This is a genomic window from Streptomyces sp. BE20, assembly GCF_036322525.1.
GTDB lineage: Bacteria > Actinomycetota > Actinomycetes > Streptomycetales > Streptomycetaceae > Kitasatospora.
The window spans coordinates 14,091-28,044 of the sequence record NZ_JAQYWW010000562.1; the positions used below are offsets into that span (position 1 = coordinate 14,091).

The window sequence follows — 13,954 nt, forward strand, 5'->3', positions numbered from 1 at the left end:
TGGCGCCCGCCTCCCCCAGACTGTCCCGGTGCCCGCCGGAACGGGGCTTCAAAGCCCGTAGGCTGGGCAGGTAGGGACCATGGAGCGAGGCGTTCCATGGGTGACGAGAGGTTCGACCGTCGGCATCCGGCCCGCCGGCATCCGGGCACGGCCGGATGGGGCGGCGGCAGCCGACCGGAGGGAGACGCTGGGTGATCGAGCTGGAAGATGTTCCCGAGTTGATCGACCCGGTGATGGTCTGCGCCTTCGAGGGGTGGAACGATGCGGGCGACGCCGCCTCCGCGGCACTGGCGCATCTGGACGAGACCTGGGGCGGCAAGGTCTTCGCCGCCCTCGACGCGGAGGACTACTACGACTTCCAGGTCAACCGGCCCACGGTCTGGCTGGACGGCGGCGTCCGCCGGATCACCTGGCCCACCACCCGGCTCTCGGTGATCCGGGTGACCGAGCCGACCACCCGGGACGTCGTGCTGGTGCGCGGCATCGAGCCCAGCATGCGCTGGCGCTCGTTCTGCAACGAGCTGCTCAACTTCGCGCACGAGCTCGGGGTCGAGCTGGTCGTGATCCTGGGCGCCCTGCTCGGCGACACCCCGCACAGCCGCCCGGTACCGGTCAGCGGGGTCACCTCCGACCCCGACCTGGCCCGCCGCCTGGAACTGGAGGAGAGCCGGTACGAGGGTCCGACCGGGATCGTCGGGGTGCTCCAGGAGGCGTGCACGCACGCCGGGGTGCCGGCGGTGACGCTCTGGGCCGCGGTGCCGCACTACGTCGCGCAGCCCCCCAACCCGAAGGCGACCCTCGCGCTGGTGAACAAGCTGGAGGACCTGCTGGACCTGCGCATCCCGCCGGGCGAGCTCGGCGAGGACGCCCGGGCCTGGCAGCTGGGGGTGGACCAGCTGGCCGCCGAGGACAGCGAGGTCGCCGAGTACGTCCAGCAGCTGGAGGAGGCCCAGGACACCGCCGACCTGCCGGAGGCCTCGGGCGACGCGATCGCCCGCGAGTTCGAGCGGTACCTGCGGCGGCGGGAGAACGTCGGACCGACCGGTGAGAAGCCGGTCGCCGGGCACGCCACGGCGGAGCGCCCGAGCGAGCCGGAGTCACCCGGCTCCCGGGAGAGTCAGGACGGCGCCGAGGAGGACTGACACCTCCCCGCGCGGTCGTCGGCGCAGCCGCGCACCGCACTCCACCGCCTGCGTCGAGGGGGTGACGGGACCGTGGTCCCGTCACCCCCTCGACGAGTCCGCGCCCGCGCGGCGGTGGCGTCCTCGGCCGGACGCCCGCGCCGCGGAGCGGCCGACGGCTACAGCGCGATGCCGAGCAGCGCGTCCACGGTGCGGGTGACCAGGCCGGGCGCGCCGATGTCGGACCCGCCCCCGGTCTGCTGGCGCTCCGCCCAGCGGTCCACCGCGGCGAGCGCGGCGGGCGCGTCCAGGTCCTCGGCGAGCGCCGCGCGGACCTCGGTGAGCAGCTGCTCGGCGTCCGGTCCGTCCGGGCGGCTGACCGCGGCGCGCCAGCGGGCGAGGCGCTCGACGGCCTCGTCCAGGGTGGCCTTGGTCCACTCCCAGTCCTCGCGGTAGTGGTGCGAGAGCAGGGCGAGGCGGATCGCGGCCGGGTCGACGCCCTCCCGGCGCAGGGCCGAGACGAAGACCAGGTTGCCGCGGGACTTCGACATCTTGTGCCCGTCCAGGCCGACCATGCCGGCGTGCACGTACGTCTTGGCGTACGGGTGGGCGCCGGTGGCGACCTGGGCGTGCGCGGCGCCCATCTCGTGGTGCGGGAAGGACAGGTCGCTGCCGCCGCCCTGGATGTCGAAGGACATCCCCAGGTACTGCAGGGCGATCGCGACGCACTCGATGTGCCAGCCGGGGCGGCCGTGGCCGAGCTCGGTGTCCCAGGCGGGCTCGCCCGGACGGGCGGCGAGCCAGAGCAGCGCGTCCAGCGGGTGGCGCTTGCCGGGGCGGTCCGGGTCGCCGCCACGCTCGGCGAAGACCGGGTGCATGGCCTCGCGGGCGAGCCCGGAGACCTCGCCGAAGTGCGGGTCGGACTCGACGGAGAAGTAGATGTCGCCGTCCAGCTCGTAGGCGGCCCCGCTCGCCAGCAGCTTCTGGACCAGCGGGACGATCCACGGGATCGACTCCACGGCGCCGATGTAGTGGGCCGGCGGGAGCAGCCTCAGGGCGGTCATGTCCTCGCGGAAGAGCGCGGTCTCGCGCTCGGCCAGCACCGTCCAGTCCTGTCCGGTGGCGACGGCGCGCTCCAGCAGCGGGTCGTCCACGTCGGTGACGTTCTGGACGTACAGGACGTCGTGGCCGGCGTCCTTCCACACGCGCTGCACCAGGTCGAAGGCGTTGTAGGTGGCGGCGTGGCCCATGTGGGTCGCGTCGTAGGGGGTGATGCCGCAGACGTAGATCCGGGCGGCGCCGTCCTGCGGCACGACCTCCCGGACGACACCCGTAGCGGTGTCGTGGATACGAAGGGGGAGCCCCTGACCAGGCAGGGCGGGAACCTCGGAAGCGGGCCAGGCATGCATGGGAATGACTTTAACCGCGCGAACATTTGAAAGCCTAACCAGTCGGGAAGATCGACTGGATTCGCCTGCTTTCGTTGCCTGAGCGGTTCTGGACTGATAGTGCGCATGACTTGACGACCCCTGCCCGTTGGTGGGAGGGGTCCGATCGAGGCGCCCGGCCGGCCCTGCCGCCGACCGGGCGCTCGCGACCCACCGGTGATACGGCCGGAGCCGCTACAGCCGCTGCCAGAGGGCCGGAACGTTCGGCGGCTCCCAGCCCGGGAAGGCTGTGTGCCCCTGGAGGCAGCGGTAGGAGACGCCGGCATAGGTGACGCGGTCGCCCGCGTTGTAGGAGGTGCCCACGGTCCACGTCGTGGTCCCGCCCGTGGGGGTCGACGTCGGGGTCGAGGTCGGGGTCTGGGTGGGCGTCTGGGTGGGGGTCTGGGTCGGGTTGGGCGTCTGCGGCACGTTGAGGACGAAGTCGTACGTGCCCTCCTTCGCCGACCCGACCTGGCGGACGTTCATCAGCAACCGCGCGTCGTAGATGGTGTCGGTGCTGTTGCGCGGCTCGTTCGGGAAGTAGAGCTGGGTGGTGAGCACCGGCCGGCCGGGCGCCTGGAGCTTGACGTGGATGTGCCGGGTGCGGCCCGGGTAGAGGCCGGGCACGATCGTGGTCAGGCTGAACGCGCCCTTGGCGTCGGTGAACTGGTGGCCGCGGAAGTTGAAGCCGACGTTGTCGTAGGCGCCGTTGACGTCGGCCTGCCAGAAGTCCAGCAGTACACCGGAGATCGGCAGGCACGCGCGGCCGAAGACGAAGCCGCTGACGGTGAGCCGGGTGCCCGGCGTGCTGCTGGTGATCAGCGAGCTGCGCAGCGGGGAGTTGGGCTTGAAGTACGGGCCTTCGGTCTGCTCGATGGTGGGAGCGTCGCCGTCGTGGCAGGCCGGGGTGAAATCGGGGGTCTCGCCGGTGCCGACCCGGTCACGGGCCAGTGCGACGCCACCGCCGACCAGCAGCGGTGCGGTGCCGAGCACGGCGGCGGCCCTCAGGACGGTCTTGCGGCTGATCCGGCGGTCGATCGGACCGTCCGTCCCGGTGGTGGGCTCTTCGGACGCGGGCATGCGCCGACTCCTTCGGTGTGAGTGTGGGGGATCGTTCGTACCAGGGGTAGGGGACGGTGCGGGGACCCGCACCGGAGCCCGTGGGGGGCGGTCTGGGGGCGGCCCTTGCCATGGTGGGGGCATGACAAGGACCCGGCCGGCGACCGACCCGCTCGCGCCGGGCGGGCCGCCGGTGGCCAGCAGTCAAACTACGGGCCGTCCGGAGCCGCCGCGATGGACCTGATCCGGGGATCGTGGTGATTTCCTCCGACCCGGGTACGGAACTCCCCCGGCGTCATCCCGGTCTCCCGGCGGAAGAACCGGCAGAAGTACGCCGGATCACCGAACCCGGCCTCCCTGGAGACCTGGCGGACCGTCAGTTCCGTACAGGCCAGCAGGCGTTTCGCCTCCAGGGTCTGCTGCTGGCGGATCAGCCGGCCCGGCGTCCGGCCGGTCGCCTGTTTGACCATGGCCTGCAGGTGGCTCACCGAGACGCCCAGCTCGTGGGCGCAGGAGGCGACCGAACGCTGCACCCCGCCCGAGGTCGCGACCAGCCGGGTGAAGGCGGTGGCCAGATCGCCGGTGCGACCGGGGGACGCCCCCGGCCCGGCCGGCGAACAGGCCCGCAGCGCACGGACGATGAGAATGTGCAGACTGGCCCGCAGGACACCCGGGTAGCCGGTCGGCCGGGCCCGGAACTCCTCCTCCATGTCGGCCAGCAGCGCGGCGATCGGGCCGGCCTGTTCGCCCAGCCGCACGGCCGGACGGGCCGCCAGGGTGCGCAGCGCGGCGAGGTCCTGGGGGTGGGCGAGCAGGAAGTCCTCGTTGAAGAGGACCACCTGCCCGGTGAGGTCGTCCGCGTCCGCCCAGTAGTGCACCTGGCCGGGCGCGATCACGCACAACTGCGGTGGTTGCAGCGATCGGTGGGCCAGGTCGAGGACGTGGGCGCCGCGTCCGCCGGTGACGTACACGATCTCGTAGAAGGAGTGCCGGTGGGGGAAGCCCGCGCGGGAGAGCGGGCCGATGGTGTCGAAACTGCCGATCGCGAAGGGGAGCAGATGCGGCAACGGGACCTGTAAGCGGTGCAGCGGCAGGTCCAGGTGGGGGGTGGTCCGTCGCTCGTCCATCGTCGCAGTGTGCGGCCGGTCCGGCATACCGGTCCAGACCACTTCCGGCTGCGGAGGCCCGCCGGACGCGCAGGCACGGCCACGGCCGGGTGGTTCGGACACGGTGGTGTCGCGACGGGCCGGGCGCTACGGGCCGGATCCTGCGGCCGGGCCCCACCGCAGGGTTCTACGGCCGGGTCCTACGGCAGGGCGCTGCGGGCCGGGCTGCACGGCCGGACGGAGTGCTCCCCGCCCGGGTGGGCCCGGGTCAGATCGGCGGCCACGGGATGGACGGCCAGTCGTCGGACGGCAGCGGGTGGGCCCCGGTGACGCGCAGCGCCGCCACCCGCGCCCGGGTGGCGTCCAGTTCGGCGACGGTCAGGTGCGGCGCCAGCCGCGCCCCCAGCGCGCCGTCCAACTCCTCGGCCAGTCCGGCCAGCACCTCCGCGGACTCGGCGGGCAGCGGCTGCCCGGCCCAGCCCCAGAGCAGGGTGCGCAGCTTGCCCTCGGTGTTGAAGGTGACGCCGTGGTCGATGCCGTAGATCCGGCCGTCGGCGGCCGGGATCAGGTGGCCGCCCTTGCGGTCCGCGTTGTTGAGCACGGCGTCCAGCACCGCGAGCCGCCGCAGCCGCTCGTCGTCGGGGTGCACCAGCAGGGCGGTGCGCCCGCCGCCCACCTCGGCCCGGACGATCGGCAACCAGCCCGCCTCCGCGCCGCGCGGGTCCTGGAGTGCGAGCAGCGGCTCGGCGTCCGGGTCCGGCTCCACCCAGAGCTGCACCATGCCCGGCCCGTGCGGGCCCTCGCGCAGCACGGTCGGCGGGATCAGCGCCCAACCGGTGGCGGCCGACACCTCGTACGCGGCGATCTCGCGGCCGGCCAGGGTGCCGTCCGGGAAGTCCCACAGCGGACGTTCGCCGGCCACCGGTTTGTAGACCGCCTGGGCGGTGCGGTCGTCCAGCGCGACGGTGCAGTAGAGCGCGGCGTTGGAGGCGTCGGTGAGCCGCCCGTGGACGGTCAGCGTGCCCTCGCGGAGCAGGCGCAGCGCGGTGGACGGGTCGGCGGCGAGCGCGGCGGCGGCGGCCGGGTCGGCCCGGGGCGCCTCGACGGTGTCGGCGCCCGTGTCGCCGTCGGTGGCCGTGCCACTGCCGGTGGCCGTGTCGCCGTCGGTGGCCGTTCCGGGCCCGGGGGCGTCCGGCGCGGCGGTCGCGGGCCCGGCGGCGTCGGGGCCCTCGGCCCGGGGCGGGGTCCCGGTGTTCAGCGCCGGTAGCCGTTCGCGCGCGGGCACAGGTGGCCCTCCGGGTCGAGCGGCAGGTTGCAGAACGGGCAGGGCTTGCGACCGGCCGCCACCAGGTCCAGCGCCCGCTTGGCGAACACCCGGGCCATCGCGCCGGAGAGCCGCACCCGGAGCATGTCCGGGCCGTTCTCGTCGTCCTCGAAGACGGCGGCGCCCTCCTCCTCCTCGTCCTCGACCAGGGCCTGCGCCTCGACCACCAGACAGCTGTCCACGGTGTCCCACGCCAGCGCCATCGTGCCGACCCGGAACTCCTGCTCCAGCGGCAGGTCCAGCGGCGCGGTGTCGAGCAGGTCCTGCGGGGCGGTCGGCGGGATGGACGCCGATCCGCCGCTGCGGCGCAGCGCCTCGTCGAGGACCTCCTCGATCCGCTCGGCGAGCGCGGTCACCTGGGTCTTCTCCAGCAGCACGCTGGTGATCCGCCCCCGGGCGCTCGCCTGGAGGTAGAACGCCCGGGCGCCGGGCTGGCCGACGGTGCCGGCCACGAACCGTTCGGGCTGGTCGTAGAAGTAGACCTGACGGGGCACGCTCTCGCTCCGGATCGTCTCGATCGTCGTAGGGATCGTTCGGGGATATGGGGGTCGGCCGGGGTCCGGGGGACTCATGGTCACCCTACGACCTCCCGGGCCGCGCCGGGGAGCCGAGCCCCGGGCGGGGAGGCCCGCGAACAGGGCACCGCGGGCGGAGGTTCGCCGCGACGGGCTGTCCGGCGCGGCCCCGGGCCGTGCGGTGGTGCTCAGGCCGTCCCGGTGGAGCCGCCGACCACGGCGTCCCCGCTCGACGCCGGGTCGCCGTCGGGCGCCCCCGGACCCCCCGGCCGGCCGGCCGGCCTCGGGGCCAGCGAGGTGAGGTCGCCGGAGTCACCCATCCTCAGCACGAAGGGGCGCCGCGCGGTGTAGCGGATCGCGGTCACCGAACAGGGGTCGACGTTGATCCGCTGGAAGTGGTCGAGGTGCAGACCGAGCGCGTCGGCCACCACCGCCTTGATCACGTCGCCGTGCGAGCAGGCGATCCAGACCGCGTCCTCGCCGTGCTCGGCCGCGACCTTCTCGTTCCACTCGCGGACCGCGCCGACCGTCCGGTGGCTCAGTTCACGCAGCGACTCCCCGCCGGGGAACGCCGCCGCCGCCGCGTGGTCCTGGACGGTGCGCCAGAGCGGCTCCTTCGCCAGCTCCGCGAGCGGCCTGCCGGTCCAGTCGCCGTAGTGGCACTCGCCGAGCCGCTCGTCGAGGGCGGGCTCACCCGGTGCGGAACCGCCCCTCTCGGGACCGGCCAGCTCGGGCCGGACCGCGAGCAGCGGCTCCAGGGTCTGCCGGCACCGCTCCAGGGGGCTGCTGACCGCCTGGACCAGCGGGATCCCGGCGAGTCGGCCGGCCAGCGCGGCCGCCTGCTCGCGCCCGGTGTCGTCGAGGTCCACCCCCGGGGTCCAACCGGCCAGGATTCCGGCGGTGTTCGCGGTGGAGCGGCCGTGGCGGACGAGCAGCAGGGTCGGCATGGGGCCCACCCTACGGCTTCCCGGCTCCCCGCGGGGCCGAAAGGATCTTGCCGGACCGGGGTGAGGATCGCGCCGGGCCCGGCCGACGGCCCGCGCCGCCGGTCGCGGCAGGTACCCCCCGGGGCGCCCCAGGGGCGACAATGACCCGCATGATCGTCCACTGCGCCATCTACCGGGACGGCCGCCCGGTCGCGACGCCCGCGGACCCCGCCGGCTCCCTCGCCGCCGCGCGGGCGGCAGGCCGGGGCGGCTTCGTCTGGATAGGCCTGTTCGAACCCACCACCGAGGAACTCGACGAGGTCAGCACCGAGTTCGGTCTGCACCCGCTGTCGGTCGAGGACGCGGTCAGCGCCCACCAGCGCCCCAAGGTGGAGGTCTACCAGGGATCGCTCTTCGTGGCCCTCAAGACGCTCGGCTACCACCCCGACGGCCACGCCGTCACCAGTGGCGAGGTGATGCTCTTCGTCGGCGAGGACTTCGTGATGACGGTCCGCCACGGTGCGGACACCCCGCTCGGCGAGCTGCGCCACGAGCTGGAGGAGCAGCCCGAGCTGCTCAGGTACGGCCCGAGCGCCGTGCTGCACTCGGTCTGCGACCGGGTGGTGGACGGGTACGTGGACGTGGCCGTCGGGCTCCAGGCGGACCTCGACGAGCTGGAGGCCGACGTGTTCGCCCCCGGCCGGGTCGGCCGCGACATCGCGAGCCGGATCTACGGCTACAAGCGGCAGCTGGTGACCGTCCGCCGGGCCACCGGGCCGCTGCTCGACCCGATGCTGCGGCTGGAGCGCGGCGGCGTCCCGTTCGTCCGCCCCGAGGCGCTGCCCTACCTTCGGGACGTCGCCGACCACCTGGCCCGGGCCAACGACCAGGTGGAGGGCATGGACCGGCTGCTCTCCGACATCCTCGCCGCCAACCTGGCGCAGGTGAGCGTGCAGCAGAACAACGACATGCGGAAGATCTCCGCCTGGGCGGCGCTGGCCGCCGTGCCGACGATGATCGCCGGCGTGTACGGCATGAACTTCGACGACATGCCCGAGCTCCGCCAGCCCTGGGGGTACCCGGCCGCGGTCGGGGTGATGGTGACGGTCTGCCTGGTGCTGCACCGGGTGTTCAAGCGGCACGGCTGGCTGTGAGACGGGCCGGAGCGGGGCCCTCGCGCCACGTCCCCGGCTCCGGCCCCTCCACCCCGGTCCCCGGTCGCTGCTCCGGTCCCGTTCCGGGCCCGCGGGTCAGGCCAGCCCGGCGCGCTCCAGCGCCTCGACACCGGTGCGCAGCGCCCGGAGCCGCTCGTCCAGGGTGAAGCCGGACGGCGCCAGGGTCAGCGTGGTGACGCCCGCGTCCGCGTAGGCCTGCATCCGGTCGGCGATCCGCGCGGTGTCGCCGACCAGCGAGGTGGCGTCGATCAGGTCGTGCGGGACGGCCGCCGCCGCACCGGCGTAGTCCTTGGCCAGGTAGCGCTCCTGGATCTCGTCGGCGGCCTGCTCGTAGCCCATGCGGCGCGTGAGCTGGTTGTAGAAGTTCTTCTCCTTGCTGCCCATTCCGCCGATGTAGAGCGCGGCGTAGGAGCGCTGGGAGTCGACGCCCGCCTTGATGTCCTCGCCGACCGCGATGGTGACGGTCGGGCAGAGGTCGAAGCCCTCCAGCCCCCTGCCCGCCTTGGCCCGGCCGGCCTTCAGCGGGTCGAGCGAGAGCGCGGCGTGCTCGGGGGCGAAGAAGATGCCCAGCCAGCCGTCGGCGATCTCGCCGGTCTGTTCGAGGTTCTTCGGGCCGATCGCGGCGATGTACAGCGGGATGTGCTCGCGCACCGGGTGCACGGTGAGCTTGATCGGCTTGCCGGGCCCGCCGGGCAACGGCAGCGTCCAGTGCTCGCCCTCGTGGACCAGCCGCTCGCGGGACATCGCCTTGCGGATGATCTCGACGTACTCGCGCGTGCGGGCCAGCGGCTTGTCGAACTTCACGCCGTACCAGCCCTCGGAGACCTGGGGGCCCGAGACGCCGAGGCCCAGCCGGAACCGGCCGCCGGAGAGGGTGTCCAGGGTCGCCGCGGTCATCGCGGTCATCGCCGGGGTGCGGGCCGGGATCTGGAAGATGGCCGAGCCGACGTCGATCCGCTCGGTCCTGGCCGCGACGAACGACAGCACGGTGGCCGCGTCCGACCCGTACGCCTCGGCCGCCCAGCAGACCGAGTAACCGAGCCGGTCGGCCTCCTGCGCGACGGCGACGTTGTCGGCGTCCATGCCGAGTCCCCAGTAGCCGAGGTTGATACCGAGTCGCATGGCACTGCCTTCCAGTCAGGTGTTCCGTGAGGGTAACCGGGCGTCCGGCGGCCATGCTACTGGCCGGTAGTGGTGACCCGGGTCACATTCGGGCCGCGCCCCGGACGACCGGGCGGGCGGTGATCGTTCTGCGGGTCTGCACACCTGCCCGGGCACCGGCCGCTACGCTCAGCCGACGTGGGGGCGCCATGCCCCACCTGCGCGTTTACCCCCCGATCTCCCCCAGATCTCCCCCCGACGTCCGCCCGATGTCCCCTCGATATCGGCCAGTGAGAGGGCCCGTCCGATGGAAAAGCGTCACCTCGGCCGCACCGGGCTGCAGGTCTCCCGGCTCGGCCTCGGCACCATGACCTGGGGCCGCGACACCGACGAGCAGACGGCCGCCGAGCAGCTCAAGGAGTTCGTGGACGCCGGCGGCAACCTGGTCGACACCGCCGACGTCTACGCCGACGGCGACGCCGAGTTCCTGCTCTCCCGGCTCACCGACAGCCTGATCCCCCGCTCCGACCTGGTCATCGCCACCAAGGCGGGCAGCGTCCCCGCCTCCGGCCGCCGCTTCGACGGCTCCCGCGGCCACCTGCTCGCCGCCCTCGACGCCTCGCTGCGCCGGCTCGGCACCGACTACGTCGACCTCTGGCAGGTGCACGCCTTCGACCCGGCCACGCCGGTCGAGGAGACCCTCAGCGCCCTGGACATCGCCGTCGCCTCCGGGCGCGCCCGGTACGTCGGGGTCTGCGACTACAGCGGCTGGCAGCTCGCCAGGGCGGCCACCTGGCAGAACGCCCACCACGGCCGGGTCCCGCTGGCCGGCGCGCAGCTGGAGTACTCGCTGCTCCAGCGCGGGATCGAGCGGGAGGCGGTGCCCGCCGCGAAGGACGGCGGGGTCGGCCTGCTCGCCTCCTCCCCGCTCGGGCGCGGCGTGCTCACCGGGAAGTACCGGCACGGCGTCCCGCAGGACTCGCGCGGCGCCTCGCCGTACCTCACCGGGTTCGTGCAGCCGTACCTCGGGGAGCGGTCCCGACGGATCGTGGACGCCGTCGCCACCGCCGCCGACGGGCTCGGCAGCAGCCCGCTGGCGGTGGCGCTGGCGTGGGTCCGGGACCGGCCCGGGGTGGCGAGCACGCTGGTCGGCGCGCGGACGGTGGCGCAGTTGCAGGCGTCGTTGTCGGTGGAGGCACTTACGCTTCCGAGTGAGATCCGCGGTGCGCTCGACGACATCTCGGCGCCGGTCCACCGCTACCCCGACCAGGGGTGGAGCGAGCTGTAGGACGGCTCGCCCCCGCCCCGCGACCCGACGGACCGGACCCGACCCCGTAACGAACGACGTGATGTAGTGCCTGTGGCCGTCCGTACCGCCTGCGGCGTCCGTACGGTTCGTGCGGGCCGTTTCGTACGGACCGGACCGTACGGCCCGTCGGCATGTGCCGACCCTGTTGTACCGAACCGACCGATCGTCGGCCCGGCCGCCCCGCGCGGCGCGCGGCCGGCCCGAACCTGCCGACCGCCCGCACGACGGGGCGGCCGGTGCCCAGCAGTGGAGTTGAGCTTTTGTGGAGCGAACGATGAGTGACACGGAGAACGGCGCTCCGGAGGATACTTCGGCGACCCCGGGCACCGGCGGCTCCGCCGCCGTCCCCGCACCCTCTCCCGACCCCTCGTCCACGCCCGCACCTGCGTCCGTCTCTGCGCCCGCATCCGACGACGAGGCCGGCAAGGCCGACAAGGCGGCGGCCGTGGCGGCGCTGGCCGAGGCGGTCCGGGCCGTCGGGCGGCCCGGCGGAGGCGACCGCGGCGGCAGCAGGGACGGTGGCGTGGCGACCGGCACCACATCGGCGGCCGGGTCCCCCGCCGCTCACCGGACTTCCGCCACCGAGGCTCCGACCGATCGGCCCGCGCCCGGGAGCGCCGCGACCGCAGCCGCCGGGCCCGTCACCGACGAGCAGCGGGACCAGGCGCTGCGGGACACGGCCGAGGTGCTCGCCGCAGGCGGCGCCCCGGCCGACCTGGCACCGGCCGCCGTGGCCGCGTTCGGCGACGGCGCCGCCGAGCAGCTGCGCAGGGACCCGTGGGCGGTACTGACCCTGCCCGCCGTCCGGCCCGAGCACGCGGACGGCTTCGCCCGCGGCCTGCTCGGCCCCGAAGCCGGTCCCGGCGACCCGCGCCGCGCCCAGGCGCTGGTCGGCTGGCTGCTGGAGCAGGCGGCCCTGCGCGGCCACTCGGCCCTGGAGATCGGCGAGGTCACGGCCGGACTCGACCGCCTCGGCGTGCCGGACTCCGCCGCCGCCGTCCAGGCCGCCGTACTCGACGGCCGGGCGATGCCCTTCCAGGAGGAACTCACCGGCGCCGAGGCCCACACCACCGGCGCCGACGACGAGGAGGACGAGCCGCCGACCCGCACGCTGCTCACGCTGGAGCGGCTGGCGCTGGCGGAGGAGAGCCTGGCGGACGGGCTGGTCCGGCTGATGTCGACCTTCGTTCCCGGGGAGGACCCGGCGGACGAGGACACCCGCGAGGACACGGGCGGGGACACCGACGGGGACACTGGCGGGGAGCAGGCCGCCGCCGAGCCTTCCGAGGGATCGCCGGAGGAGCCGTCCGGCGACTCGTCGAACGACTCGTCCGACGGCGAGGACGACGGGGCCCTGGCCGACGAGGAGGGCCCGGCCGCCGCAGAGGCCGCCGACACCGGCCAGTCCTCCGAGGAGTTCCCCGAGCCGCCCCTCGCACCCGGTCCGACCGCCTGGGAGGAGGCCGCCGCCGCAGCCCCGTCCTCCTCCGCGACCGCCCTGATCCGGGCCACCGCCGAGAGCGCCCTCGTCCTGCACACCGGCGGCGAGGCCGCCCGCGCCGAACCCGCCGCCCTGCTGACCGCCGCCACCGGCCTCGGTCTGCGCGCCTGGGCCGCCACCTGGACCGACCAGGGCCGGACCGCCTTCGCCGCGCTCACCGGGGCACCCGGCACCGCGCCCGTCGTCACCCTGGCCGAACTCCTGGCCGGCGTGGCCGGACCGGGGCGCTCCCCGGACGGCTCGCTCGCGCTCGACGTCCTGATCGTCCTGGACGCCCCGCTGCTGGACGTCGAACTGGCCGCCACCCTGCTGGAGTCGCTGGCCGACGGCACCCGGCTGGTGCTCAGCGGCGACCCGGGCCAGCTCTGGTCGGCGGGCCCCGGCCGGTTCTTCGCCGACCTGCTCACCGCCAAGGTCTGCCCGGCGGTGGCCTCCCGGACGCCGGACTTCGGCCCGATCGGCGAGCTGGTCTCCGGCATCGGCATCGGCGAGCTCCAGCCGGTCGACGCGCCCGACAAGGAGGTGGTCATCCTGACCGCCAAGGACGGCGGCGAGGCCGTCCACCGGGCCATCCAGCTGCTCACCGACTCCATCCCGCGCGCCCTCGGCATCCCGGCCGAGCAGGTGGTGCTGCTCACCCCCGGCCACGGCGGCACCGCCGGCACCCGGGCCCTGAACGCCGCGGCCAAGGCCAGGCTCAACCCGGGCCCGGGCCGGTTCGGCGGCTTCGACCCGGGCGACCGGGTGGCCGACTCTCCCGCCCCCGGCCACACCCGCCTGGCCCGGGTGGTCGACGGTGACGCCACCGGCCTGCACCTGGAGTACACGGACGGCGCCCGCCGGACGGTCCCGCCGGCCGAGGCCGCCCGGCTCCGGCACGGCTGGGCCTTGACCGTCCACCAGGCGGTCGGCCGCCGCTGGCCGGGTGCCGTGGTCGTCCTGCCCGACGACGCGGCCGCGGCGCTCACCCGCCAGTGGGTCTACACCGCCTTCGGCCGCGGCGAACGCCACCTCTCGGTGGTCCACGCCGCCGGCCCGGCGCTCCCCCAGGCGGTCACCGAGCGCCAGGCGTCGCCCCGCACCACCCGGCTCCGCGCCGTCCTGGCCGAGAACGCCGCCCAGGCGTACTGACCCGGCCCCCGCCGGCCGCACCCACGGGCCGCACCCACGGGAGGGCTCCTCGTTCACGAGGGGCCCTCCCGTCGCGTTCCGTCACCCTCACTGGTCGCCCGCCGCCGGTCCGGCCGCGACGGGGGCGGCGCACGCCGGCCGTCCGTGGCGGGGTCCATGAGCACAAGTCATCATTCCGGTAGAAATCAAGCCTTGGACGCATGGCACCAGCTCGGCGGAGGGTGGAGGCAGTTCGCCAGCCCGCCCCCCGGCGAACCCG

11 protein-coding genes are annotated in these 13,954 nt (G+C 74.6%); 4 read left to right on the top strand and 7 right to left on the bottom strand.

Annotated elements, in window-relative coordinates; all coding sequences use genetic code 11:
* Window positions 1-191 precede the first annotated feature (191 nt).
* A complete protein-coding gene (locus PUR61_RS09545; protein ID WP_329877737.1) occupies window positions 192-1,142 on the top strand; it encodes a PAC2 family protein in 951 nt (316 codons plus the stop codon).
* 158 nt (window positions 1,143-1,300) lie between these two features.
* Here the strand turns inward: PUR61_RS09545 and mshC are convergent, their stop codons facing one another.
* From mshC to PUR61_RS09575, 6 genes are all read right to left on the bottom strand, one after another.
* Window positions 1,301-2,530 (bottom strand): cysteine--1-D-myo-inosityl 2-amino-2-deoxy-alpha-D-glucopyranoside ligase, encoded by a 1,230-nt coding sequence (mshC, locus tag PUR61_RS09550; protein ID WP_329877739.1) that lies wholly within the window; start codon window positions 2,528-2,530, stop codon window positions 1,301-1,303.
* A 213-nt stretch (window positions 2,531-2,743) separates the two neighbouring features.
* Window positions 2,744-3,628 carry a dioxygenase family protein gene (locus tag PUR61_RS09555; protein ID WP_329877741.1) on the bottom strand — a complete coding sequence of 295 codons (885 nt, stop codon included), beginning with the start codon at window positions 3,626-3,628 and terminating at the stop codon, window positions 2,744-2,746.
* Window positions 3,629-3,816: 188 nt separating this feature from the next.
* The gene (locus PUR61_RS09560; RefSeq protein WP_329877743.1) at window positions 3,817-4,734 is read right to left on the bottom strand and encodes a helix-turn-helix domain-containing protein; all 918 of its coding nucleotides are present in this window, start codon (window positions 4,732-4,734) and stop codon (window positions 3,817-3,819) included.
* Window positions 4,735-4,981: 247 nt separating this feature from the next.
* A complete protein-coding gene (locus tag PUR61_RS09565; protein ID WP_380361038.1) occupies window positions 4,982-5,749 on the bottom strand; it encodes an SCO1664 family protein in 768 nt (255 codons plus the stop codon).
* Window positions 5,750-5,967: 218 nt separating this feature from the next.
* Entirely contained in the window at window positions 5,968-6,531 is a 564-nt protein-coding gene (locus tag PUR61_RS09570) for a DUF3090 domain-containing protein (RefSeq protein ID WP_329877745.1), read from the bottom strand.
* A 209-nt stretch (window positions 6,532-6,740) separates the two neighbouring features.
* Window positions 6,741-7,499 (bottom strand): histidine phosphatase family protein, encoded by a 759-nt coding sequence (locus PUR61_RS09575; protein WP_329877747.1) that lies wholly within the window; start codon window positions 7,497-7,499, stop codon window positions 6,741-6,743.
* Window positions 7,500-7,639: 140 nt separating this feature from the next.
* On the opposite strand from PUR61_RS09575, the gene PUR61_RS09580 reads away from it, so the two are divergent.
* The gene (locus PUR61_RS09580; protein ID WP_329877749.1) at window positions 7,640-8,632 is read left to right on the top strand and encodes a magnesium and cobalt transport protein CorA; all 993 of its coding nucleotides are present in this window, start codon (window positions 7,640-7,642) and stop codon (window positions 8,630-8,632) included.
* 96 nt (window positions 8,633-8,728) lie between these two features.
* Here PUR61_RS09580 and PUR61_RS09585 read toward each other — a convergent pair whose 3' ends face one another.
* Window positions 8,729-9,775, bottom strand: a complete 1,047-nt coding sequence (locus PUR61_RS09585; protein ID WP_329877751.1) for an LLM class F420-dependent oxidoreductase — start codon at window positions 9,773-9,775, stop codon at window positions 8,729-8,731.
* Window positions 9,776-10,061: 286 nt separating this feature from the next.
* Here PUR61_RS09585 and PUR61_RS09590 point away from each other — a divergent pair, with 286 nt between their 5' ends.
* Both PUR61_RS09590 and PUR61_RS09595 read left to right on the top strand, forming a co-directional pair.
* Window positions 10,062-11,042 (top strand): aldo/keto reductase, encoded by a 981-nt coding sequence (locus tag PUR61_RS09590; protein ID WP_329877753.1) that lies wholly within the window; start codon window positions 10,062-10,064, stop codon window positions 11,040-11,042.
* 295 nt (window positions 11,043-11,337) lie between these two features.
* Window positions 11,338-13,695 (top strand): ATP-binding domain-containing protein, encoded by a 2,358-nt coding sequence (locus PUR61_RS09595; RefSeq protein ID WP_329877755.1) that lies wholly within the window; start codon window positions 11,338-11,340, stop codon window positions 13,693-13,695.
* Window positions 13,696-13,954: the final 259 nt, after the last annotated feature.